The following is a 25,033-nucleotide window of genomic DNA, read 5'->3' as shown; positions in this document are numbered from 1 at the left end:
CCATGATGACACTTTCCCCCAACAATCTAAAAAATTGGTTGAAGCAGAGCCCGAACCCACACCATCAAAAACTGTTCAGCTTGTTAAAAAGCATACGAACCTTCGACATACCTACGCCTAAGATTCTCAATAAAGCACTCTACTTCTTGCTCATTCTGATCAGAAATTTTTTAAGTAACGTGACTCGAATTTTTCTTTATACACCCGCATTTAAAGGACGAGTACATTCCTGTGGCAAAAATCTTTACCTTTACACTGGTATTCCATTTATCTCCGGTCCTCTATCCATCGACGTAGGCGAAAACTGTCGTATTTCTGGACAAACCACGTTTAGTGGCCGCTCTACTAGCCATAACCCTAGCCTCACTATCGGTAACAACGTTGGTATTGGTTGGCAGACCACTATCGCCGTCGGTACTAAAGTCGTTATTGGAGATAATGTAAGGATTGCCGGAAGGTCCTCTCTATTTGGTTATTCTGGCCATCCATTTGATGCGATAAATCGGGCGACTGGAGGCCCAGATCTAAGCAGTCAAATAGGCGAAATTACGCTAGAAGATGACGTATGGCTAGGTTCAAATGTTACCGTAAACAAAGGCGTCACTATTGGCAAAGGCACCATCGTCGCCACTGGAAGTGTTGTGACTAAAAGCCTGCCTTGCTTTGTACTCGCCGCAGGCAATCCAGCAAAAATTATCCGTGCTATTGGATAGCACAGGCTTTCATATAATCGAGCAAGAGGTGAGTTATGCATGATCTTATCGTATTTGGTGAGGACCTAGGTGGTTTGCCGTCTAGTACACAACATCTGATCACCCGATTGGCTGAAGATAGAAAGGTTGTGTGGGTTAATTCTATTGGGCTAAGACAACCCCATTGGAATAGCAAGGATCTAAAACGAGCGTGGGCAAAACTGCTACCCAAAAAAAATCGTGCACAGCATTACGCGAAACCAAAGGTTCAGCATCACAACATAATAGAGGTCGACTTACTGACCATTCCTGCCCCTAAGTCTACTTTCGCCCGATATATCGCAAGAGATATGATGATAAATCAGCTCAAACCCATCATCGATAGAGCGAAGCTTAACCAACCTATCCTTTGGTCATCTCTGCCGACCACGGCGGATCTTTGCGGCAACTTGGGCGAATCTGCTGTTGTTTACTATTGTGGTGATGACTTTAATGCACTTGCTGGTGTAGACCATCACACAGTTAGCAACCATGAAAAAAGACTCGTCGATAAAGCAGACCTGATTCTGACCGCAAGCGAAAACCTTAGACACAAATTCCCTGCGTGTAAGACCCACTTACTGCCTCATGGCGTTGATACAGAGCTATTTACAAAGCCGCAGCCAAGAGCGAACGATCTTCCTTTAGGTAAGCCTATTGCGGGTTTCTATGGCAGTTTATCAAACTGGATAGACTACCCTCTTATCCAGTTTCTCGCTGAATCGATGCCAAATTGGAATTTTGTTTTTATTGGCCCTAACGAGTTAGAACAGCGAAAGCTGCCTAATTTAGACAATATTTTCTATCTAGGGAGTCGTTCACACCACGATCTACCTAGTTACAGCCAGCACTGGGACGTCAGCATTCTTCCCTTTATTGATAACCCGCAGATAAGGGCATGTAATCCTTTAAAATTGATGGAATACATGGCTTCGGGCCAACCCATTGTTAGTGTCGATTTCCCTGCACTTGCGCCCTATAAACCGCATCTTCACGTTGCCCATTCTCATCACGATTTTCGTCAAAAACTCTATCAGGCAGCAAGGTCAGCCCGCATATCAAAAGACGCCATTTGTCATCAAAGTTGGACGGAACGCAGCCAATTTCTCAATTGGCTATTGGAGCTATTATGATTGAACTAAAGATAAAGTTGCTTATTTTGTTACAAGGGGCATGGAGACGCCGATATATACTGTTGATGCCTGTTCTTATTATGCCTTTTGCAGGCTATATCGTAAGTAAACTGGCACCTGCACAATACCATTCACACACCAGCATGCTTATTCAAGAAACGGCAAAAATGAACCCATTCCTTGAAGATATCGCAGTCTCAACTGGTTTCAAAGACAGAATAAATGCGCTAAGTACACTACTTAAAAGCCGACACATTTTGCAATCTGTCGCTCTGGATCTTGGCCTCATTGATGCCACAATGAGCACCAAAGAGTCAGAAAAAGTGATCAGAAGCTTATCGGATAGGATTTCTGTTCATTTGCTAGGTAAAGAATTTGTACAAATAAAGCTCACCGCTTCAGCGCCTCAGGGAATGAAAGCGCTACTAGAATCCATAAGTGATCACTTTATCGACCAAGTCCTTGCGCCCGAAAGATCGTCTATCAAAGATTCCGCAGAGTTTCTTACTTTCCACATAAACAAGCGATTAGAAGAGCTCAATAATGCCGAACAAGCCCTCGCGGATTTCCAAAACATAAACCCAAATGTGTCGCCTGAAAGGCAAAACGAAAAGCTGTCTAGACTTGCCGCATTAAAACAAACCTTATCCGAGAAAAAAGCGACCCTTGCAGGGGTTGAAAAAAGTCTGGGTAGCCTTGATCAGCAACTATCTCGAACCAACCCTGTTGTAGGAAAAATTGAAGAACAAATTATCGAAGCTCGCAGCCAACTCACCCTTTTGAGAGCAAACTACACTGAAAACCACAGTGCTGTACAAGCAAAAAATCGAGAACTTTCTCGATTGGAGAGCGAACGAGAAACAATGGTCAACGTAAATTCATCCAATCTTTCTAGTGAACAGTTATGGGATATTGCAAGTAGCATTCAACTGTCTCAATTAGGCAACATGCAGCCTTTACTCATCACTCAACTACAGAGTTTACAGTTGATTAGAAGCCAGTACGAATCACTCCAAGAAGAGAGCAAAAGTTTGAAGCAGATGATATCTGTTTTAGACAAAGAGACAAACCAATTTGGCGACCAGTCAAAGATCTTATTTAACCTACAGCGCAGTGTCACCAATAAAAGACGACTCTACGATGAGCTTGTCGAACGATTTGAAATGGCGCAACTAACCGGCTCACTTGGTAATTTTGAACAAAACAAACGCGTTAAGATTATAGATTTACCCTATACCCCTAGCCAGCCATCTAATTTCCCTAGCTGGGTATATGTACTCTCTGGACTATTTGCAGGTATCGCTCTTGGTGCCGGAATGGCCACTCTGCTAGAGCTCTTCGATACCACTATTCGTCGACAGGATGAACTGATTTCTATCACTGGTGTACCAGTATTGAGTAGCATACCTAATGTCAGTTATTAATTTCGTTCTCATATTGAGAAAACCGACCCGCCTGTAAAGGAATAACCATAACTAACTGTTATTAAATGAAATAATACTTGGCACATTACCTGCAATTTATCTATTCAAACAAATAGCCTATTCAAACAAATAGTCTATTGAACACAGAGAAATCCCACATTTATAGAGAAGGATAGCGTTATGGATATTACCTCAACACGCAGACACGGAAAAAAAGTTATCCATGTGGTTCAACACCTCGCCCCTGGAGGACTCGAAAGCCTAACCCTAGATCTGCTGAGTTTTGCCAACCCAGATGACCAAGTATTGATTGTCAGTCTGGAAGGCACGAAAGAAGAATCACTTAAAAACTGGCCTAGACTTGAAGCGTATCAAAACCAGTTGGTTTTTTTAGAAAAAAAACCGGGCGTTCATTTAGGTCTAATTCTTACCCTAATTAAGGCTTTTAGAGCGGTGAAACCCGATGTGGTCCACACCCATCATATTGGTCCTTTGCTCTACGCTGGATACGCGGCACGCATGGCTGGTGTAACAATTAGAATTCATACCGAACATGACGCTTGGCACCTAGAAGACAAAAAACACCGACGCATTCAAGGCATGGTTCTTAAGGCCGCAAAACCAACACTGGTTGCCGACGCCTCTCATGTCAAAGAGAAACTTACTGCTTGTTTTTCTGGATCCAACTCGGTCGTCATAAAAAATGGCGTTGACTGCAAAAAATTCAAACCCGGTTCAAAGCAACTGGCGAGAGAACTGTTCAAATTACCTAACGATAAAAAAATAATTGGAACGGCTGGTCGCTTAGAACAGGTAAAAGGCCATGACTTAGCAATTAAAGCACTCGCTCTGTTAGAGAAAGAGGTGATATTGGTTATTGCTGGTGATGGGTCTCAACGGAAAAGCCTTGAAAATTTAGTCGAAAAATTGCACCTAAAAGAGCGAGTGTTGTTTCTCGGTTTAGTCGAAAATATGCCGCGATTTTATCAATCATTAGATCTGTTTTGTTTACCTTCAAGGTTCGAGGGTTTACCTCTCTCACCGCTGGAAGCGCAGGCGTGTAATATTCCCGCCGTCGTCACTAATGTTGGTGCCTCAGCAGAAGTCTTATGCCCAAAAACAGGGGTATTGGCAAAATCAAACGATGTTGCTGACCTTTCTCATTCATTAACAAGAATGTTGGCAAATCAATCCACGCACCTCCCGCGAGAATTTGTGGTCACAAACAACAATATTCATCAGATGGTTAAAGCTTACGATGATCTATCAATGGGAGAATTGGCATGATGGAACTACTGTTGATCGTATCTAGCGTGGTAAGCGCTTGTTTAATTGTCTATAGCCATGTTGGTTATCCTATGCTGCTAGGCTGGTACAAAAATAATAGGCCACTAGAACCGATTTCTATTTCATCACGGAAGTTTAAAAAAAGTGCAAGTGACGGAGATTTACCAACGGTAACGCTTATCATTCCTGCTTACAATGAAGCTCAATGGATTCAGGGCAAAATACGTAACATCGCCAGTTTAGATTACCCACGACAAAAACTAAATGTCATCATCGCCTGCGATGGATGTACAGACAACACCGCTCAACTGGCACAACTGACGATACAAGAAGCCATATGTGAAAATGTCCATTTTGAAGTCATCAATTTTGCAACTAATCGGGGAAAAATCGCCGTCATTAATGAATTGGTGCCTAAAGCCGCATCCGATATTGTGGCACTAAGTGATGTATCTGCACTCCTATCTATAGATTCGCTGCAGATAGCATCCCATTCGTTTAATGACAAACGTGTTGGTGTGGTCAATCCTAATTACTGCATGACGTTATCTGACAATCTTGAGGAAACAAGCTACTGGGAATATCAAGCTAAAATCAAAAATGGCGAGGCCTGTTTAGGTGCGACTATTGGTTGCCACGGTGCATTCTATCTATTTCGACAATCACTTTTTCAACCCCTTGATCTGGACACCATCAATGATGATTTTGTCCTACCGATGAAAATCGTTGAGCAAGGGTATTCGATTGTCTTCGAACCGAGAATTAACGCGATAGAGCTAGAAGAAACCAATCACAAAGACGACTTTGCACGACGACTAAGGATCTCGGCAGGTAACATGCAACAGGTCCTTCGTTTAATCCATTTGTTCAACCCAAAATACGCGAGCACTGCCTTCACATTCTTCTCTGGAAAAGGGCTAAGGTTACTGACGCCATACCTGATGTTGCTTTGCCTTATATGTTCACTACTTCTCATTGAACATCCTTTATTTCTTTTCGCTCTCGTCATCCAGATTACCGCGTACAGCGTCGGATTAATCTGTTGCTGCCTACCTTTTTTAAGGAAGAGTAAAGTGTTATCCATATTAACTTACCTACTGTCCGGTCATTTGGCGAACCTCGTTGGTGGGCTCACTTATTTATTCACCAGCAAACGGTCTCCCAATAAGATATCTCCCAGAAAACCATCGCCTCAAGAACATGCCAAGAAGAGACATTTCAACTTTTAAGATTCGAGGGCAAAACCATGACCAATCACCATCGAGAAATTTACATCGGCAAACGCATCTTTGATGTCCTGATCGCAACCTACACTTTGTTACTGTTGTTGCCACTGCTTCCTGTCGTTGCACTGTTCATTAAGGGGACATCCAAAGGGCCAATATTTTATAAGCAACTGCGCGTTGGTAAATGCACGTCAGAAACCATCACGTTTTTTGAGATCATTAAGTTTAGGACAATGTATCAAAACGCAGAAGCAAGTTCTGGCGCTGTTTGGGCCGTTGACAACGATCCGCGTATTACGCCTGTTGGCCGATTTATGCGTAAAACACGAATAGATGAAATCCCTCAGCTCATTAATGTATTAAAGGGGGAGATGTCACTTATTGGACCACGGCCTGAGCGACCTAGCTTCTACCAAAAATTGAATCAAGCCATTCCTTTCTTTGTAGAACGAACCTATGGCGTACTACCCGGAATTACGGGGCTTGCTCAGGTAAACCAAGGCTATGATACCTGCATTGATGACGTAAGAAGAAAGGTCGGTTTTGACCATAGCTATGCCCTTGCAATAACCTCGGTATATCAGTGGGTGGTGATAGATTCTACTATTCTGCTTAAGACTATCGCGGTGGTATTCAATGGACGAGGCCGCTAAATGACAGAGCGAAAGACGATTCTTTTTGTTCACTATGGTGATGACTGGATTAGAGGCAGTGAGCAATCACTACTCAACCTTATTGTTCACATTGACCGTCAGAAATTTCAGCCGATCGTTTGGACAAATAACCCCTCACTCCACCGGGCACTAAACAAGCTCTCGGTTCCAAGCCAACTTGATACCTTCTCGCTACTATTTGGATGGGTTAAACCAAAACTTTCTTTTGTTAACTGGTTCAGACTCATTCGAAAAGGACTACGTCTTATTCGTGAAAACAGAGTAGACATTGTACACGCCAATAGTGGTGGTCCTGTTCAGTGGATGTCACTGGCTTGCCGACGGTGTAACGTGCCTATGCTCACTCTATTGCACTGCGATTACCCGTTAAGGGATAGAGTCAGTTTAGGTCTGCATTTTTCCCAAAAAACCGTTGTCGTAAGTAAGGCTATCAGTTTTAAGCTTAATGGGGATGGCTACCCCAACGAAAAGATCAAAGTGATACATAATGGTATTGATTTTTCTTCGCTTGCTCATGTTCCAATAATCAATGTCAAAGAGAGATTAAATCTGCCAAAAGACAGCTTTCTATTTGTCACCATTGGCTCACTCATTTCAAGGAAAGGGATAGATAAACTTATCGATGCGATGCAAGCCATTCATTGCCAATCCCGTAATGTGCATCTGCTTGTGATTGGTGAAGGCCGTGAGAAACAACCACTACTCGATCGTATAAGCTCGCTAAAATTAGACAATAATGTTCACCTTATAAGTGAACAGGAAAACCCCGTCGGTTGGTTAAAAGGAGGTTGCGACGCCTTCGTTAGTGGTGCACGCAGCGAAGCATTTGGTCTTGTTATTGCAGAGGCGGGGTTTTCTTCGCTACCCATTGTGGCACCAAATATAGGAGGGATACCAGAAGTGGTCAGTCACAATCAATCCGCCATCCTATATAATCCTAAGAACAAATATGCCTTGCCCAACGCCATGCTTAGAATCATTCAGTCAAAGCCATTACAACGCTGGCTAGCAAGTAATGCTCACAAAAAAATTCTCAGTCAATTTTCCTTAGAGAGACAAGTGAAGGAAATGGAGCTGGAATATTTCGCCTTGATAAACCATTCTCAAAATGAGATTCAATTTAGACAAGTAAACAGATAAAATATTTTATCTTTATTTATCAATAACATAAAAATGGCACAGAGATTGATACACCTTTAATAGTATTTCATTATTAAGGGACGTTTCAATGAATAAACTACTTGTACTTTTCCTCCTTGTCATCTCGTCACAAGGTGTCTATGCACTACCATTCGACACCTGCCCTAGCAGAGCGTATCTATTCCAGTCGAAACCCGTTCAAGTCTATGGCGTAAATCTTGTTACCGGCCAGACCTCGCTTTTACAAGGAGACACGGGGGTCAGTAGCAACATTAATAGCGTCGGATTTGATTTTGAAGGGCGTTATATTTATGGCTACGACACGACACGTAAAGAGATTGTCCGCTTGGGCAAAAATTTCCAAGCTGAGACCGTAAATAGCTCTGGTTTACCGAGTGACTATACCTTTTATGTCGGTGATGTCTTCAATAAGCACTATTATCTTTATCGCCAAGGTAAAGGGCTATTTAAGATCGATCTATCCCCTCTAGACATAGACAGTGACGCCACACTGGAAGTGGAACAGATCACGAACATTGCCAGTCAAAACCTGACTGATTTTGCCTTTCATCCAGGCAACGACCAGCTCTATGGCATAGATAACAATTCCGGCTACCTTTATCAGTTTGATACCAGCTCAGGTGAAAGCACCTATATTGGAGACACTGGTCAAACCGGCACGTTTGGTGCTGGCTACTTTGATGTGAACGGGTACTACTATGTGGCACGAAACCAAGACGGCTATATCTACCGAATAGATCTATCGAATCAAGCCAATATTAATAACGGCTTAGTGACAGCAGTAAAATTTGCAGATGGTCCAATGTCGAATCAGAACGATGGTGCTCGCTGTGCTAATGCCCCGGTCATCGATGAAGATTCAACGATCGATTTTGGCGATGCACCAGATACTTACCAAACCACACTCGCGAACAATGGGCCGAGACATCAGCTCGACAACCTGACTTGGATGGGCTCTCAGGCGCCAGATGGCGAACAAGATGGGTTGGTTGCACCACTGAGTGATAATTCGGTTGGTATCAATGATGAAGATGGTATTGGCTTTGTTACCGCTATAGAGGCGGGACTAGACGCGATAATAACAGTAGAAGCATCGAGCCAAGGTTATCTTTCCGCATGGATTGACTGGAACCAAGATGGTGATTTCACTGATGATGGAGAACAAGTGTTCTCCGATACCGTGCTAGAAAAAGGAAACAATACACTCTTCTTTATTGCCGATATAGACGCGGTTGAAGGGTTAACATGGAGCCGATTTCGATTCAGCCAACAAACTAACCTATCCCCAATGGGCGGTTCAACCTCTGGTGAAGTTGAAGATCATCAGATCATGGTTATCTCAGAAGGGATCACCGTTCGGCACTTCCCAAATGAGACTGGATACGCCACGTTAGCCTACGAAGATAACTGGCCCTATACCGCCGATTACGATATGAACGATGTCGTCATTCATTATAGGATCACTGAAGTTCTTAAAGATGGAGAGATTAAAAAATCCTTTATCAAAGGGAGACTCGCTGCTTTTGGTGCGGATTATCACAACGGATTTGCAATCAGATTACCTAGATTAAGCCGCGACAACATTGATACCTCCCTTACTCGTCAAATACACAATGACCGTCAACAGACAAACAGTGGCCTTGAGCTTGATAGCAATGAAGCCATCTTTATCGTCTCAAATGAGCTAAACAAAGAAAAAGGGACAGACTGTCGCTATTTCAGAACCCTCTCCACTTGTCTAGAAAATGAATCATTCACATTTGAATTGCATATCTCAATCGTCGATGGCATTTCGGTTGATGACATAGCAAGTATGCCCTATGACCCCTTTATCTTCTCAACGCCAGGATACTATCACGGAGAAGGCCTTCCTCTCCACCCGGGCAGAAAATGGGAGGTTCATCTACCAGACCAAAGCCCAACCGAAAAGTTTGATGGTGATTCAATGTGGGGGCTGGGTATTGATGCCAGTGATGCCAGCAATGCGATCTATTTTAAGACCGCAGACAATCTTCCATGGGCATTATTGATTACTGATGAATGGCAATGGCCATTAGAGAGGGTTGATCTGGTTAACGCCTACCCAGCATTTGCGACCTACGCCGAAAGTGGCGGTACGTTGGAAAAGGATTGGTTTATATCAGACAAAGCCGTCACAAACAAAATCTATCAACCATAGGAGCAGCGTTATGAGAAAATTATGGATAATGTCATTGGTTTTACTTCAAGCTTGCGGCGGTGGTGGTGGGTCAGATAGTGGTTCATCTCCCTCAGCAGATACGCCTGCTGAATCAGACACGGGTTCAACCCAAGATATCGAACTCGTCGTGCTTCGAGATATGCAAGACCTCTCGATTCCCGATGGGTTCAGTTACAAGGCTATTCAAACCTATCAGTTGGACGTGAGTTTATCCGGACTGTTCTCCACAAGAAGTTATCTGTCGATTTACTCGGGCTTTACGACGAGATCAGATGGCACTTATCAGGCCGACAATGGTAGCAAGGTGACAGGGGGACCGTTAACATCAGGAATAATAGACGTTTCATTTTCGTTATCAAGCTCTACTTCGGAGTTCCTAATAGAGGTTTGGACCTACGATGGGAACCCACCTTTGCAAAAGGTATTTAGTACTACAGGAAATCGTTTTGTATGGGAAGAGTAACGTCAGTTCTTCAATGAGATATCAATATAAACGTCAGAAATGACGTTTATTCAGGCACACAATCCACACCAATTACAAACTGGCTTTCTTTTCCTTCTGCATCGTATATAACGGTGAGAGGGAATTGCTCTGCGTTCATACGATAATTAACCGTCGACCCTTTATTGATAGTGCTAGACAAACGGTTACCTGAATCGGATAAGAGCTTCAACTGTCCCCTCTCATCTTTGGAAGTGATAAGCAGACGTATTTGAGTGTCTTGTTTACTGCAGTCGATGGAAAGGCCTCTATGTTCTATCATAGATTCACTTCCTATAGCGGAAAATGGGATGAGTAAAGCGGCGCATAGCGCCGCTTTTATTAACGAATAATACATATCAAAGATAGTATTTATTAGTTTTGGTTAATGTAAACAGAGTTATTGTTTGAAGATACTAGGTTAACATTAGCCCAATCTTGAGACGTCTGTTGAACATAAATACCACTACCTCCATTATTCGTATTATTACGATTAGAGTTGATTAGTGAAATATTAGCACCTGAAGTACTAGAGTTCTGAAGTACTTCGATATCGTTATTGTCAGATGATCTTAGGTAAACATCAGCAATATTATTTCTATTTTGGTCAACAATAACCATGTTACGGTCAGAATTAATCAAATCTACGTCTGCTGTATTATTTATATTTTGTTCAACGCCAATCACATTACCGTCAGAATTAGTCAAGTCCACATCTGCACTGTTTCGACGAGATTGCGTAACCGCTACATCGTTGCCGTTAGAGCTTCTCATATTGACGAATGCACCGTTATCTCCAAAATAGTTACCTCTATTTTGCTCGACATCAACCGTATTACCATCAGAGTTTCTAAGGTCTACTTCAGCAAGGTTCCAAGAATCAGAATTTTGATCGACTGTTATACCGTTGTTATTAGAGTTCATTAAGTCAATGTAAGCTTCATCACCGCGATCTTGGGTTACAGTAATTGTATTATGGCTAGAAGCACCCATATTCAACTCTGTAAGGTTCCATTCCTCTTGAGTGATTGAAACGTTATTTCTATCTGACCCATTACGGATATCAACATACGCACCGCCCCAGTAACCATCGTTACCAGAAGCCTGTGCAATCGTCACTGTATTTCCATCTGAATGAGCGACTCTAACACCCGCATTGTTACTCTGCCCTTGCGTAATAGTCACATTGTTTCTATCAGCAGAAACCAAATCAACTACAGCTTCATTCTTATCAGATTCTGAAAGACCTGCTTGAGTAATAGTTACTTCGTTGCCGTTTGAGCCAGCACCTTTCACTTGCGCATCATCACTTTCGCCATTCTGCATCAGGCCAACCGTGTTTCGGCTACTACCATTCAACTGCACATAACCTTCATTACGTGAGCTTTGTTGCGTGATGGTGACAGCATTGCCGTTACCATTTGTAACACCAACAACCGCCGTGTTACCTTCAAGACCGTAAGGAGAAACGCTGTCTTGGTTAATCGTCACAGTATTTCTATCAGCACCCGTTAGGCTAACATCGGCTTGATTGTCACTATATTGGCTATTTACAAAGCTGCTTAGATCGTCAATGGCGACTTCAGTTCCTGATGAAGCCATAACGCTGCCTGTAGTTAATGCTAATGAGATAGCTATTGCTAATTTTTTCATAATAGACGTCCTTTATCCTTAGATATTATTAATATAGTTTTCAGTTACTGCTCAATACTGATATGTCGGCCCATGCTGCTCCATACAGCTATTTTGGACCCGCCATTCTGTTTGATGCTGTAGTTGGAACCACCACGATCCACAACTAACGCAACGTTGTTATCATTCATTTGTTCGATACTGATACTGCTAGAGCGACGGTTTTTGTATTGTTGCTTAAGAAACGCTAGATTATTATCGCCCTCTTGCAAAATGTAGCCCTCTTGACCATTGCCACTTTGAACCAATAAAGCAGTATTGCCGTCTCCATCTTGTGTAATTAATCCCGTATTATTAGTACCGTACTGAGACAAATACACGTTATTATCTGAGGAGCCAGTTTTTATAATCACTCGTGCTTTATTAATTCCGCTACCAAAACCATCTTGATCAATCATTACTTGGTTATAACTTGCCCCTGTAATTTGTACATCGGCATAATTATTGTAATGGCTATCAAGCTCAGAGCCGGCTAATAGGTCAAACGAATCCGACCTGTCAAACCCCCCATCAACAAACTTGTCTGATGAAAAATCAAACGACGCTAAGGTCTCCATTGGAAATATCAGAACAATAGAAAGGGCCAAGACTTTAGGTATAACCTTAACAATCCTCATATTGCACTCCCTGCTCCGTTGTTCCCTATGAACGCTTACATTATTGGATTTTGAAGAGGATTCGGCAATAAACTTTAAATTGATTATCTAAGTTATTTATTTAGCTTTCGCATGAGTAAATTAAAAAAATACAGACAAATTTAATTAGATTTTCCTGTGCGGACTAATACGAAAGTTTACTTATACTTTATATATTAGTAGCGGCTAATTAAACTAATTTTTATTAATCTGTATTTGACACAGAATTGACAGTCTTACTTTTAAGACTTATATACTTGACTCATGAAACTAAACTTTCGTGATTGATAAATTTTCAATATAAAATTAAAATATAGCTATTAGATGGTTACCATTTATGTCTAACCTGAAAGCCTAACGTGGAAATTAATATGACAATTAAAGTAGTCACTGTATTAACACTGTTTTCTACTATTTTTCTCATCTCGTCGGCTCTGGCTAAGATAGAAGATACAACACAGAAATTGGAACATGATAAACCGCTAGAAAACAACCAGCAGCTTGAAGTGAAAAAACCAAGCTTTCAAAATTTTGATGAGGTTTCAGGATTAATTGTAGATAGGACAATGACGAGATTAGGAGAGGATTTCTACTTCTTTTTTTCTCAGAGACTGAATGAGCGATACGAAAATGTAAAAGAGAACTTCGAGATTAGAGAAAGACCGACTGCACTCTCTGGAAGCATAGTCGGTGTTTATCATTCTGGAAAACCTATATATAGAGCAGCGCTTTCTCCTGGTCGTCGACAAGCACAAGAAAAGGCCGATGAAGCAGTGAGTGCAGTAAGTGATTACATCATTAGATGGGAAGCTGAAAGACTATTTCAGGATACGTTTGACTTGGACCATGATGAGTTTTAATAGAAGAGGCAGGGATGAAAATTAAATTTACAATGAGTTTGCTGGTCTTTTTCGCATCCAGCACGATGGCATCAGAGATGATCTATACACCCGTAAACCCCAGTTTTGGTGGATACTCAGGGAACAGTACTCACCTTTTCGGTGTTGCCAATGCGATTAATGATTACAAGGCGCCAGCGTCAGAAGACTTATACGAAGAAGAATCTGCATTGGACAGATTGGCTTCGAGTCTGGAATCAAGATTATTGAGTCAACTTTTGGCAGACATAGGAACGGGTAATACGACCGGTAGCCTTGTAACCGAAGACTTTACACTAAATGTTCAAGAAGAAGGTTCCGGGTTGGTTGTTATTATCGTCGACAATGAAACCGGTGAATCCACCAGAATCAATGTTAGCGGCCTTAACCCTGATTAATAATTTATCACAAGGAAGTACGATGAAAAGACTAATTACGGTCGTCACACTGTTGATTTTAGCGGGATGTTCTAACTCTTTGAGCATTCCTGATGCAGATGAAACGCCACGTCTTATGCCACGAGGAGCAACGTATTCGGATCTCGTTGCCTTACCTAGGCCAAGAGGAAAAATATTAGTATCAGTGTATGATTTTAGGGACCAAACTGGTCAGTATAAACCCTCTCCAAACAGTAATTTCTCGACCGCAGTTCCTCAAGGTGGTACCGCTCTATTAACAACGTCTCTACTCGACTCCAATTGGTTTATTCCTTTAGAAAGAGAAGGATTACAGAATCTACTGACAGAACGTAAAATTATTCGTGCCGCACAGAAGAAAAACCAAAACCTTTCTAATCATGGTTCCGAATTAACGTCTTTAAGTTCCGCAAACGTGGTCATTGAAGGTGGTATTGTTGCCTACGACTCAAATGTCAAAACCGGTGGTTTTGGTGCTCGTTACTTAGGTATTGGCGGTGCGAGTGAATACCGTAGTGATATGGTAACCGTAAACCTTCGTGTGGTGGACGTAAGAACCGGCCAGATATTATTAAGTGTAACCACCAGTAAAACCATTCTCTCTCTACAGGTGACGGGTGATGTATTTCGATATGTTGACTACAAAGACTTGTTAGAAGTGGAAACCGGTTTTACAAATAATGAGCCTGTCAATGTCGCGGTGATGTCTGCGATTGACGCCTCAGTCATACATTTAGTGGTTGAAGGTATTGAACGCGGTATGTGGCAACCAGCGAATCCAGAAGAAATGGACAATCCAATTATTAAAAGGTACTCGCAAGAGAAACCTCAATTATTGTAATAAATATTGCTTAAAAATGTAATAATGAAACATATTAAAATAGATACTCATGTTCATTCATGGGCATCTATTTTAATAATTTAGGGGTTAAGCAAGCTCTTCAGTACCTATATTTCCCTTCGCCCAGATAAGCGCCTGAAGTCTATTTTTTACATTGATTTTTTTAAACACATTGTGCAAATGTGTCTTCACCGTATTCTCGCTGACAAATAATTTTTCAGCAATCTGAACATTAGAATCACCTTTGCCGATCAGCTTAATAATCTGTTGTTCTCTCTTGGTTAGTTTCCCATAAGAGGAACTGGTTTTTACACTGGTGGTCTTACGGTAATGCAGTATATATTGTTGCGCTAGCTTGCGACTTAACCAGAGTTCTCCACGCAATATCTTATCCATCCCCTGAGATAGCAGATGAATGTCATCACTGTTATAAAATACACCCACTAAATTAGTCCAGTTTTTGAGGTCTGAATACTGGCAAGATTTATCACAGTTTATCAACGCTTCCCCGCTGTTGGGAAAGTAAGCATCTCGACATGCAGCATACCTTTCTATTCGTTCTTCAGAACAGACACTCATATCAATCACAACCAAGCCCTTCACTTTTTTACCTTTAATGAATAGTGACTCTGATAGATTATTAATCGCAATAATATCGATAGAGGTATCGAGTGATTTTTCTAACGCATCCTTTAACAACGAGGACTGCAGACTATTCTCAGTTATGAGTGTAATAGTCTCATAGACTTTTTCTTCATTTTTCATAACTTCACTATTTTTATTATATGGTTCATAGACAACTCATTCCCCCACTAGGGAATACATCCAAAATATGAATAGTTAGGATGGAAGTCAAGTTTCATATTTATTAATTATTTGGTATTAGAAAGCAATTTCTTAATGATACTTTGTATATCAATTAGTTACATATCAATCTCATACTTGAGAAGGATAAAACATAGTTAATAGAGCAAAATTATTGAATTAACTAAACCTAAAGTTAAGGATTTTCTTGTGGAAGTACTAGTCCTAAAAGCACCAAGTTTATAAGAACTATCGCTATCGTTTATCTCACTCAAACAGATGAGGAAAAAGTCGGCGTTTTTCTTCGTCACTTAAAGACTCTACCCGTTGGATATTGTTCTCTGGAATGGATTCTGGGTCAGGATAATGCTTCAATACCCGTTCCATGCTCTGCTCTCTGATTAGGTGAAGTACGGGAAACGGAGAGCGATTGGTTAGATTCTCATCGTCATCTGGATGTGCTCCACCAAAGCAGTAATCGGGATGAAACGTGGCGACTTGAAATATTCCTTCCCAATTTTGTTGCTTAATAAGGGCATCAACCCAATCTAAAAACAAATTGTAATCATAAAAATCTTGCAACATATCGGGTATCACCACCAGAGTGGTTTCCAACTGCTCTGCAGTTGTCGAATCCAAGGTCATCAGTTGCGCCAAAATATCTTCTAACAGCTTCTCTTCAGTTTCTGCATGAGAAACCTCGATTTTAATCTGTTTGTTGCGATTCGGTTTCGCCGCAAAAGGGCAAAGATTAAGCCCAATAACGACCTCTTCTAACCAGTGTTGAGTTTGCGTTATTATTTGGTTATCGTTCAAAGTATCTCCTATGAAAGCGTTTTGTTCTGGTTATGTTTCAGCAAATAACACAAAGAAAATATAGCCGAGCAAAGCAGTGTACCACCCGCCATCACGGCTAACCACGCTCCATGCTGCCAGCAATAAATAAGAAAAAATCCCCCTAAACTACCACCTACGTAATAGTGGACCAAATAGAGTGCTGTTGCTGTTGCTTTCGCCGTTATCGCTTTTTGACTCACCCAACCGTAGGCAAGTGCATGCGTAAAAAAAGCACCACTGCTGATCAACAACAGCCCGCAGAGCATAAATGGAATGCTATCAAAGTAAGCCAAAAACATGCCTAAACCTGTGGTAATAGTACCTAAAATCATGCCGGTGATTGGGTGTTTTTTTGCTGCCCATTTTCCACTATAGCCAGAACTTAGTGTGCCAGATAAGTAACAGAGAAAGGTAAGAGAAGTAAGACTAGAGGGTAAATTATAAGGTTCATCAGACAACCTAAACCCGATCACTGAAAACAGATTAACAAAAAGAGCAAAGTTAAAACCACCGATGAGCATGGCGAACCAGACTTCTCGATTTCTCAGATGTTGTATCAACTGGCGATTGTGGTGAAAAAACACACCTCGTTGCGGTTTAAAATGTTTTTGTGCAGGAAGGTTCTTCAGTACTGCAAAACCGCCAACTAACGTTGCTATTGCAATAATAATCGCAGCGACTTGCCAACTGAAAAAATCGGTGAGTACGCCACCGACAATCCTGCCAGTAATACCACCTAGAGAGTTAGCGGCGATATACCCTCCTACGGCTTGTGTTAGCGCCGCGGGAGACATCTCCTCTGCCATATACGCAACGGCAACAGAAGCGAAAGCAGCCAACGCTACCCCCATGGATGCTCGTGCGATAACCATGCTATAAAAGCTCGAATCTACCAGCATGATGATATTGATGATAGGTGGGACGAAAAGCCCGATTAACATCACTTTCTTTCGCCCAAAGGATTCAGAAACTAATGCCCAAGGTACTAAAAATAGAGACAAGGTTAAGGTCGTTGAAGCGAATATCCAATTAACCTGAGTCGCACTGATAGCAAGTTCTTTAGCAAGATGGGGCAGAATAGGTTGGAAAAGGTAAAGATTACAAAAAATAAGAAACGAGCCCAACGCCATGGTAACGCTGACCTTTTTGTACTCATTGCTACCAAATTCGATCATACAGAACCGTTACCTAAATCAATCGATCAAAACTATCCATCACTTGCTGGCATTTCATCACTCGCCCATGACCTTGGCCAGTTGTTGCAACTAAAGTCACTTGCCCCCCTTCTTCAGACGCCTGCTTTGAAACCGAAAATTTCGTAAATTTATCGGCCTCATCGTGCACAATAACAGTTTGAGCATCACGGTTCAGTAAGTGTTGATACGGGTCAATAATATGGATAGGGTAATGGTATTGCTGCGATATTTCTGTGACAACGTCTTTGAACAACTTTATCGAATAACCTGATCGCTCAACGCTGCCAAATAGATTGTCTAAATAGTCTAATACCGGAGCGATGAGAAGCATTGGACAGCTTGCTATCTTTACATGTTTACACTCAAGCGCTGATGCCGTTCCCATACTGTGGCCTACAAGCCCAGCCACTTCATTCACACTATCTAATACCTTCTCTAGACAAAAAACAAACACGGGAATATGCCCATAAGCGCCGCCGCTTTTTCCATGTCCTGGATGATCGTAAGCAAACGCAGTAAAGCCTTTTGACGCGATATGTTCCATCAGAGGATAGAACTGGCTAGAGGTACCGGACCAACCGTGCGTAAGGACCCATGTTGGGCCACTTCCCAACGAATAGGTCTTAATTACCCCTTCAGACGTTTCTACTTCTCCGTGCACCAAACCTTCTGGTTCATCATTGAATGGCTTGCTTCTTATGGGAGTAAGCAGCAACTTTCTGGCGGTTTTTTTTGCATGATTAGGAGCAATAGTATGGTGAAGACGGGTCGTTACATTGATCAGTTTTTTCTTAATACTAAACTTGCCTGCTGTATTGAAGTAAATTTTCCCACTCACGTTACTACCTACTTTATTTCCGCCAATTTAGACTGAATGCACTATATCAGTTTAGCTTTAAAGTTCTAGTAACATTTTCGAAACATCTTGATTTTCGATCTCAGTTTTCATTCGTTGATAGGTATGCAACAATAACTATCCGCGATAACTCTCTCCCCCAAAAGGATTTTTATGGGCAGCTTTATTGAACAGTTACTGTTTTCCGTCTCTATCACTGGGCCTATTTGTCTTATGTTATTGCTTGGTGTGGTATTCAAACGCGTCGCACTTATCAATGATTCATTTATCGATGTTGCTTCAAAACTTGTCTTTCAAGTTACACTGCCAGCCCTTTTGTTTTTAAGTATTGTTGGCTCAGAACACGATTTTTCCAATAGTACTGCGCTCATCGGTTATGGCATCACAGCCAATCTCATCTTCTTTATTCTCGTTTTCACCTTAACGAAACGTCTCTTTCCGCATTCGGACGACAACGGCGTAACAATCCAAGGGAGCTACAGAGCAAACACAGCGATTATTGGGCTGGCTTATATCGCTAACGCTTACGGCGACACTGGTGTCGCCCTTGCCGCTATTTATGTGGCACCAATGACTATCTTGTACAATATTCTTGCGGTTATCGCATTAAGCCCTAAACAAGATGAAGGCAACCGCTTTCAAGCCGTGGGTGTCATCATTAAAACCATCACTAAAAACCCACTAGTGATCTCTATCATGCTTGGTTTAACTTTCTATTTCTTAGCCGTACCAGTGCCAAATATGGTCATGGATGCTGGTCAGTATTTTGCTCGAATGACACTGCCCCTAGCGCTGCTGTGTACAGGAGGGTCATTGAATATGAAATCCCTCAAAAACGATCAGCTAACTACCTGGTTTGCGACAATAAATAAACTTATTATAGCCCCGATGTTGATAACCGTTACCGCCGTATTTTTTGGTTTCCGAGGCGTAGAGTTAGGCATTGTCTTCTTTATGAGCTCTGCACCAACTGCCGCAGCGAGTTACGTCATGGCGAGAGCGATGGGAGGAAACGCTTCGTTAGCGGCAAATATCATTGCGCTGACTACGGTCGCTTCACTTTTTAGTTGCACTTTAGGAATATTTATTCTTTCAAGCCTAAACTTGATGTAATACCAAGCCAAGTACATGTGTGATCAAACGGATACCGCGCGACCGACTTAGACGATATCCACCTACAATTTCAGTAACATTATGCAAGGATAGGTAAATTTGCGCAGTCGAGTTGGTTTGATTTGGTTAATACTTCTTTCCCTTTTTCCCGCATCCAATGTGCTCGCTGAAGAGCCCTGGCAGCCAGTATTGACCGATAATGACATCATAATCCATAAGCGAGAAAGACAGATTGGGTTAATTGAGATCCGAGCTCAAATGGTCACCATGACCTCTTTAGAAGCCTGCATGAGATTATTGAGCGACGCAGAAAGCGTATCGAAATGGGTTGATCACGCAAAAGAAGCGACTATCTTAAAAAGAATTTCACCTAACGAATATTTGGTTCAAACCATATTTTCCGCCCCGTGGCCTAGCTCTAACAGAGACATGATTACTTATTCCACGATCTACCAACCTGATAAAAACACACTGATACTTACTGTTAAAGACGCCCATCAATCCTTACCTAAACAAACTGGATTAGTGCGAATTACCGATGTGCAGGCAAATTGGACCGTGCAAAAACTCAGCAATGGTATGACTCATATCTCTTATACTGCTTATGCAAATCCTAATGGAATAATACCCGTGTGGTTGGCAAATGAAATCACGATAAACAGCGTGTCCAGCACATTTCAAAACCTAAAAAAACGCCTCCCACTTTATCAGTAGAAGGCGTTATCAATACAACACAGTGCCGATGTTATTCGTATACTTACGCTAATTTATAAAATAGCGTCGACAACGGAGGAAGATGTAAAGACAGTGAGTCATCTAAACCCTCGCTTTCTACCTTATCCGTTTTCACTGACTTAAGTACTTCAAAACCACTGCCATTGTATTTCTCATCATCAGTGTTCAGCAATAACTCGTACATACCTTTATTAGGAACACCTAAGCGGAAACCCTCATGCGGTACAGGAGTAAAGTTGGTGATCACAAGTATGCGCTCGCCAGATTCACTGATACGTTCATGTGCCAAAATACTGGCATCGTCTGCATCTTGCAGACGCCACTCAAAGCCTTTTGGGTCACAATCTTGATCGTGCATCGCGGGCTCACCGCTATACAAATGGTTTAAATCACGAGTAAGTGCTTGCACACCCTGATGACGAGCAAATTCAAGCAAGTGCCACTCTAACTGTTCATCATGATTCCACTCTGAAGTTTGACCAAATTCAGTGCCCATGAAGTTCAGTTTCTTACCTGGCTGACCATACATATAGCCCAAATACGCTCTTAGGTTAGCGGTCTGTTGCCATTCATCACCCGGCATTTTGTTATGGATTGAACGCTTACCATAAACCACCTCATCATGAGAGAGTGACAACACGTAGTTCTCACTGTGCGCATAAATAAGAGGGAATGTTATGGTGTTGTGATGATATTTTCGATGAACAGGATCTTCTTGCACGTAAGACAAGCTATCGTGCATCCAACCCATATTCCATTTAAACCCGAAGCCCAAACCACCCATAAATGTAGGAGCGGAAACACCTGGAAAGGCCGTTGATTCTTCAGCAATTGTCATTGCATTCGGGAAATGTCTGTAAACCTCTTCGTTTACCCATTTAAACATGGCTATCGCATCGTAGTTTTCGTTACCGCCATCTTGGTTTGGAATCCATTGATCATGGCTGCGAGAATAATCTAGGTAAAGAGTCGAAGCGACCGCATCCACACGAATACCATCAATATGGAATTGTTCAAACCAATAGAGCGCATTCGATACTAAGAAACGACGAACGTGCTCGCGACCTACGTCATAGATGTATGAATTCCAGTCTTGATGCCAACCACGGCGAGGATCTGGGTCGTGGTACAGTGGCGTACCATCAAAATTAGCCAAGCCATGGCTATCGGCAGGGTAATGCGCAGGAACCCAATCGAGTACGACACCAATACCTGCCTCGTGACATGCATCTACGAAATACTTAAAGTCATCGGGTGAACCAAAACGGCTTGTTGGGGCAAATAGGCCAACAGGTTGATAGCCCCAAGAACCATAGAATGGATACTCTGAAATAGGCATCAACTCAACGTGGGTATAACCTAAGTCACTCAGATACGGAACCAATTCAGCCGCTAGTTCACGATAGTTGAGAAAATTACCTTCTTTATTTCGTTTCCATGAACCAGCATGTAATTCATAAAAAGAGAGCGCTTCTTTTCGTTTTTCAGTTACTTCTCTGCCCTGCCATTTCTGATCTTTCCAATCGTAGCGATTGTGATCGTAAACTACAGAAGAAAAGGAAGGGTACTGCTCTGCATGAAAACCCCATGGATCCGCTTTGTGTGGTAAATCTTCACCATTAGGACCTTTGATCTCATATTTATATTGAGCACCTTCTGGTAGATCAGGGACAAATAAACCCCAAATACCATAATCTAAACGCTGCATAGGATTGCGACGGCCATCCCATGAGTTAAACGGACCGATAAGGCTGACCGCGGAGGCATGCGGGGCATAAACTAAGAAACGAGTACCGTTCACTTGTTCGCCATCACGCTCCATGGTAACTAATTGTGCACCCATGTAATGATACATTTTGACAGGGGAATGCAGCTCTTCGAATTCTCTATATAATCCGTGATATTGGTAAGGGTCATCAAGGATTTGCTCTGTTCCATTCCAATCCACAGCCAATTTATAATGCGTAAATCTTAAATCCCTGTCTTGCTTTAAGATAAAACCATCGCCACTGATTCTTTCTAGTTCTACGCGAGGCTCATCACCCACAACTAACTCAACTTTACTCGCGCCTGGTATCCAAACTCGTAAAGGAACATTGTCGGCATGATGATACGGCCCTAAGAATGAAAACGGATCCGCAAATGCTGCTTTAGAAAGCTGATCAAACGTTTGTGTTTCTTTTGAAATCTCTGTTTTTTTCAACTGTCGTCTCCCGATGCAATAATATTTATTCTCATATTGTCTTCTTCAATCATTAATAATAGAAGGATAAAGTGAGAATTTCCCATAACTGATAAAGCACTAACAACTAACGTAGGTTAATATTTCTTACTTACCAAAAAATACCCGCTAAAAGCGGGTATTAGCGAGTCCCATTCTATCGGACTCTCGGAAAATGTGGAGTGACTTGATCGATATTTTCTACGAGAAATTGACCTATCTTCCAGCTTCCTGACGCACTTCTGTAAGTCTTCTTGCAATCCTATTCACTTCTTCGCGAGCAAATATGTCATCCAACCCAACAGAAAGCTTCCGACGCCAGTTAGGATATTCATTGACCGTACCTGGAATATTGACGGGCTTATCCATTTCTAGCCAATCTTCTAACTGAACACTCAACAAGGTTGAAGAGCCAGAAGCAAGGTGAAGCTGCAATGCCTCACTTAAGTGTTGATCCATTGCGACTAAGGTTGCATCTCTTCCTACGCAGTCCGGCAAGCGGCCATGCCAAGCGACACTATTAAGTATCTCTTGCTTACATTTTAAACGGTCATCAAATAGAACATCAAGCTGCTTTTCATCTGGATATAAACCAAGTTCTTTGCCCATTTTGAGGTCATCGCAGTGCCAGAAACCACGTAATGTCGGCATATCGTGCGTACAAAGAGCGGACATAGACTGATCTTTGTAATGCGCTGGAGAATAATAACCGCCATCCTCCGCGACTTCAAAGAAGAACACCTTGTACGAATGCACACCCGCATCAGCAAGAATATCCACTATTTCATCAGGTACAGTACCTAAATCTTCGCCAATCACAGAACACTGATGTCGATGAGATTCAAGCGCAAGAATGGCAAGCATATCCTCTACTGGATAGTAGATATAGGCCCCTTCTGTTGCACCTTCACCTTTAGGAATTAACCAGAGGCGTAACAGCCCTAATACGTGATCAATTCGAAGTGAACCACAATGCTTCATATTGGCTCGAAGCAGTTTTATATACGCGTCGTAGCTGGTTTCTTGCAATACCAGAGGGTTAAGTGGTGGTAGCCCCCAGTTTTGGCCAAGCGGCCCTAATACATCAGGTGGAGCACCGATGCTTGCACCTTGAACGAGTACACCATCGTCTGCCCAAGTTTCGGACCCAGAATCAGCAACACCAACGGCCAAATCTCGATAAAGACCAACGGCCATTCCTTTTTCTTCAGCCAATACTTGCGCTTCATGGATCTGGCTATCTGCCACCCATTGAAGATAAAAGTACAGCTGAACTAATTCCTGATTGTCCGCAATAAACTTTTGAACAGCGGTGTTATCAAAATGACGGTACTGTTCAGGGAAAACAGGCCAACCCCAAACCGAAGAGTCTTCTTTGTGTAGCTTGCTGTGTAACGCATCAAAAACAGCTTGATGTTTTAAGCTTGCTCCACCTTCTTCGATAAAGGCCAAAAACTCAGCTGCACGCTCACTTTCTTTATCTAAGTGACGTGTTTTAAATTCGTCATAAAGAAGAGGTAATACACTCATCTTTAGATCTGCAACTTCAGTATAATTGACCCAATGAGCATCGCGAACTCTTTGCAATCGATGTTGGAAATCAGTGCTGCCAACTTTTTGCTGAGCTTCAACACTTAATACGAACTCAGGAACGGAACTTACGTCTATGTAAAGCACGTTCAACCAACGACGCGAAGATGGGCTGTACGGGCTAGCACCCTCTGGGTTAGCAGGAAACAGTGAGTGAATAGGGTTTAAGCCAACGAAATCACCACCACGTGACGCCACTTCAGCGACAAGTTGTTTAAGATCCCCAAAATCACCAATACCCCAATTGTGTTGAGTACGTAGAGTATATAGCTGTACACTCGGCCCCCACATTTTTTTACCCGCTTCGATCTGCTCTTGTTTGTAACAAGCCGTCGGGGTCACAATCAATGTCATTTCATAAGGTGTCTTACGACGTTTACGGCTAACAATCAGCTTGTGATAACCCCAAGCAAGATTCGGCAATTGAAATACCAATGACCCGCCTTCAGCGCGTTCATCTCTAACAATTTGAGATTGTAAATACCCTTCAAGTACTTCACCTTGCTCTGTTTCCAAACGCCAGCTAAATTCGCTTTCGCGTGCACTTACACCTAAGTTCAAACTCACTTCAACAGGTTGATTACTACCACGAACAACAAGCACAGAATCTAATACATCTTTCTTATGCTTTTTTTCGGCAGATTTGAGTAACTTTTCGTCACTCGATGTATCGTAACCTAGAGACGCGAGCAGTCGACAAATGGTCTCGTCTTTAACGGTCGCTTCTTCTCCCCATGCACTGACATAACTATCTGCAATTCTAGCTATTTCAGCGACTTGTTTTAGTGCTGATTGTTGTTTCATTATTTTCTCCGAAGCTGCATTAGCATCTTCATTTCAGTAGGGGTACGCATTAGATACCAAATCCAGTAGAAGTCTTTATCCAACAACTCAACAAGGTG

General features: G+C 42.1%; 23 protein-coding genes. 14 read left to right on the top strand and 9 right to left on the bottom strand.

Annotated features, from left to right (window positions below):
• Positions 1 to 2: 2 nt before the first annotated feature.
• The 9 genes from L3V77_RS21325 (at position 3) to L3V77_RS21285 (ending at position 10,299) form a co-directional block, all read left to right on the top strand.
• Complete coding sequence (locus tag L3V77_RS21325; RefSeq protein ID WP_275136838.1) at positions 3 to 713, top strand: acyltransferase; 711 nt, start codon at positions 3 to 5, stop codon at positions 711 to 713.
• Positions 714 to 748: 35 nt separating this feature from the next.
• On the top strand, positions 749 to 1,864 hold the full coding sequence (locus L3V77_RS21320; RefSeq protein ID WP_275136837.1) for a glycosyltransferase: 1,116 nt from the start codon (positions 749 to 751) through the stop codon (positions 1,862 to 1,864).
• A complete protein-coding gene (locus tag L3V77_RS21315) occupies positions 1,861 to 3,288 on the top strand; it encodes a chain-length determining protein (protein ID WP_275136836.1) in 1,428 nt (475 codons plus the stop codon). The genes L3V77_RS21320 and L3V77_RS21315 overlap by 4 nt, the downstream gene beginning before the upstream one ends.
• Before the next feature lie 180 nt (positions 3,289 to 3,468).
• The gene (locus L3V77_RS21310; protein ID WP_275136835.1) at positions 3,469 to 4,575 is read left to right on the top strand and encodes a glycosyltransferase; all 1,107 of its coding nucleotides are present in this window, start codon (positions 3,469 to 3,471) and stop codon (positions 4,573 to 4,575) included.
• A complete protein-coding gene (locus tag L3V77_RS21305) occupies positions 4,572 to 5,804 on the top strand; it encodes a glycosyltransferase family 2 protein (protein ID WP_275136834.1) in 1,233 nt (410 codons plus the stop codon). The genes L3V77_RS21310 and L3V77_RS21305 overlap by 4 nt, the downstream gene beginning before the upstream one ends.
• A gap of 17 nt (positions 5,805 to 5,821) precedes the next feature.
• A complete protein-coding gene (locus tag L3V77_RS21300) occupies positions 5,822 to 6,454 on the top strand; it encodes a sugar transferase (RefSeq protein ID WP_275136833.1) in 633 nt (210 codons plus the stop codon).
• Positions 6,455 to 7,615 carry a glycosyltransferase family 4 protein gene (locus tag L3V77_RS21295; RefSeq protein ID WP_275136832.1) on the top strand — a complete coding sequence of 387 codons (1,161 nt, stop codon included), beginning with the start codon at positions 6,455 to 6,457 and terminating at the stop codon, positions 7,613 to 7,615.
• A gap of 88 nt (positions 7,616 to 7,703) precedes the next feature.
• On the top strand, positions 7,704 to 9,815 hold the full coding sequence (locus L3V77_RS21290; RefSeq protein ID WP_275136831.1) for an LruC domain-containing protein: 2,112 nt from the start codon (positions 7,704 to 7,706) through the stop codon (positions 9,813 to 9,815).
• Between the two features lie 10 nt (positions 9,816 to 9,825).
• Positions 9,826 to 10,299, top strand: coding sequence for a hypothetical protein (locus tag L3V77_RS21285; RefSeq protein WP_275136830.1), 474 nt, complete (start codon positions 9,826 to 9,828; stop codon positions 10,297 to 10,299).
• Between the two features lie 46 nt (positions 10,300 to 10,345).
• Here the strand turns inward: L3V77_RS21285 and L3V77_RS21280 are convergent, their stop codons facing one another.
• The 3 genes from L3V77_RS21280 to L3V77_RS21270 all read right to left on the bottom strand — a co-directional run bounded on the left by L3V77_RS21280 (position 10,346) and on the right by L3V77_RS21270 (position 12,626).
• Positions 10,346 to 10,600, bottom strand: coding sequence for a hypothetical protein (locus tag L3V77_RS21280; protein WP_275136829.1), 255 nt, complete (start codon positions 10,598 to 10,600; stop codon positions 10,346 to 10,348).
• Positions 10,601 to 10,692: 92 nt separating this feature from the next.
• Positions 10,693 to 11,970, bottom strand: a complete 1,278-nt coding sequence (locus L3V77_RS21275) for a hypothetical protein (protein WP_275136828.1) — start codon at positions 11,968 to 11,970, stop codon at positions 10,693 to 10,695.
• A 44-nt stretch (positions 11,971 to 12,014) separates the two neighbouring features.
• On the bottom strand, positions 12,015 to 12,626 hold the full coding sequence (locus L3V77_RS21270) for a hypothetical protein (protein WP_275136827.1): 612 nt from the start codon (positions 12,624 to 12,626) through the stop codon (positions 12,015 to 12,017).
• A gap of 389 nt (positions 12,627 to 13,015) precedes the next feature.
• On the opposite strand from L3V77_RS21270, the gene L3V77_RS21265 reads away from it, so the two are divergent.
• The 3 genes from L3V77_RS21265 to L3V77_RS21255 are packed head-to-tail and all read left to right on the top strand — an operon-like array spanning position 13,016 to position 14,779.
• Positions 13,016 to 13,504, top strand: coding sequence for a curli production assembly/transport protein CsgE (locus tag L3V77_RS21265; RefSeq protein ID WP_275136826.1), 489 nt, complete (start codon positions 13,016 to 13,018; stop codon positions 13,502 to 13,504).
• Between the two features lie 14 nt (positions 13,505 to 13,518).
• Entirely contained in the window at positions 13,519 to 13,920 is a 402-nt protein-coding gene (locus L3V77_RS21260) for a curli assembly protein CsgF (RefSeq protein WP_195705760.1), read from the top strand.
• A gap of 22 nt (positions 13,921 to 13,942) precedes the next feature.
• The gene (locus L3V77_RS21255) at positions 13,943 to 14,779 is read left to right on the top strand and encodes a CsgG/HfaB family protein (protein WP_275136825.1); all 837 of its coding nucleotides are present in this window, start codon (positions 13,943 to 13,945) and stop codon (positions 14,777 to 14,779) included.
• 87 nt (positions 14,780 to 14,866) lie between these two features.
• Here the strand turns inward: L3V77_RS21255 and L3V77_RS21250 are convergent, their stop codons facing one another.
• From L3V77_RS21250 to L3V77_RS21235, 4 genes are all read right to left on the bottom strand, one after another.
• Positions 14,867 to 15,544, bottom strand: a complete 678-nt coding sequence (locus tag L3V77_RS21250) for a LuxR C-terminal-related transcriptional regulator (RefSeq protein WP_275136824.1) — start codon at positions 15,542 to 15,544, stop codon at positions 14,867 to 14,869.
• A 306-nt stretch (positions 15,545 to 15,850) separates the two neighbouring features.
• Positions 15,851 to 16,399, bottom strand: a complete 549-nt coding sequence (locus L3V77_RS21245; protein WP_275136823.1) for a DUF1415 domain-containing protein — start codon at positions 16,397 to 16,399, stop codon at positions 15,851 to 15,853.
• An 8-nt stretch (positions 16,400 to 16,407) separates the two neighbouring features.
• Positions 16,408 to 17,595, bottom strand: a complete 1,188-nt coding sequence (locus L3V77_RS21240) for an MFS transporter (protein WP_275136822.1) — start codon at positions 17,593 to 17,595, stop codon at positions 16,408 to 16,410.
• Positions 17,596 to 17,608: 13 nt separating this feature from the next.
• Positions 17,609 to 18,454, bottom strand: coding sequence for an alpha/beta fold hydrolase (locus tag L3V77_RS21235; protein WP_275136821.1), 846 nt, complete (start codon positions 18,452 to 18,454; stop codon positions 17,609 to 17,611).
• Positions 18,455 to 18,625: 171 nt separating this feature from the next.
• Here L3V77_RS21235 and L3V77_RS21230 point away from each other — a divergent pair, with 171 nt between their 5' ends.
• Positions 18,626 to 19,585: an AEC family transporter gene (locus L3V77_RS21230; protein ID WP_275136820.1), complete on the top strand. Its 960-nt coding sequence runs from the start codon at positions 18,626 to 18,628 to the stop codon at positions 19,583 to 19,585.
• A 99-nt stretch (positions 19,586 to 19,684) separates the two neighbouring features.
• A complete protein-coding gene (locus tag L3V77_RS21225; RefSeq protein WP_275136819.1) occupies positions 19,685 to 20,299 on the top strand; it encodes an START domain-containing protein in 615 nt (204 codons plus the stop codon).
• 43 nt (positions 20,300 to 20,342) lie between these two features.
• Here L3V77_RS21225 and glgB read toward each other — a convergent pair whose 3' ends face one another.
• On the bottom strand, positions 20,343 to 22,523 hold the full coding sequence (glgB, locus tag L3V77_RS21220; protein WP_275136818.1) for a 1,4-alpha-glucan branching protein GlgB: 2,181 nt from the start codon (positions 22,521 to 22,523) through the stop codon (positions 20,343 to 20,345).
• A gap of 234 nt (positions 22,524 to 22,757) precedes the next feature.
• The gene (gene malQ, locus L3V77_RS21215; protein WP_275136817.1) at positions 22,758 to 24,935 is read right to left on the bottom strand and encodes a 4-alpha-glucanotransferase; all 2,178 of its coding nucleotides are present in this window, start codon (positions 24,933 to 24,935) and stop codon (positions 22,758 to 22,760) included.
• Positions 24,936 to 25,033: the final 98 nt, after the last annotated feature.

This window comes from Vibrio sp. DW001 (genome assembly GCF_029016285.1).
Lineage (GTDB): Bacteria > Pseudomonadota > Gammaproteobacteria > Enterobacterales > Vibrionaceae > Vibrio.
Note: the sequence above shows the minus strand (reverse complement) of the source record. Positions and strands in the feature narration are given on the sequence as shown.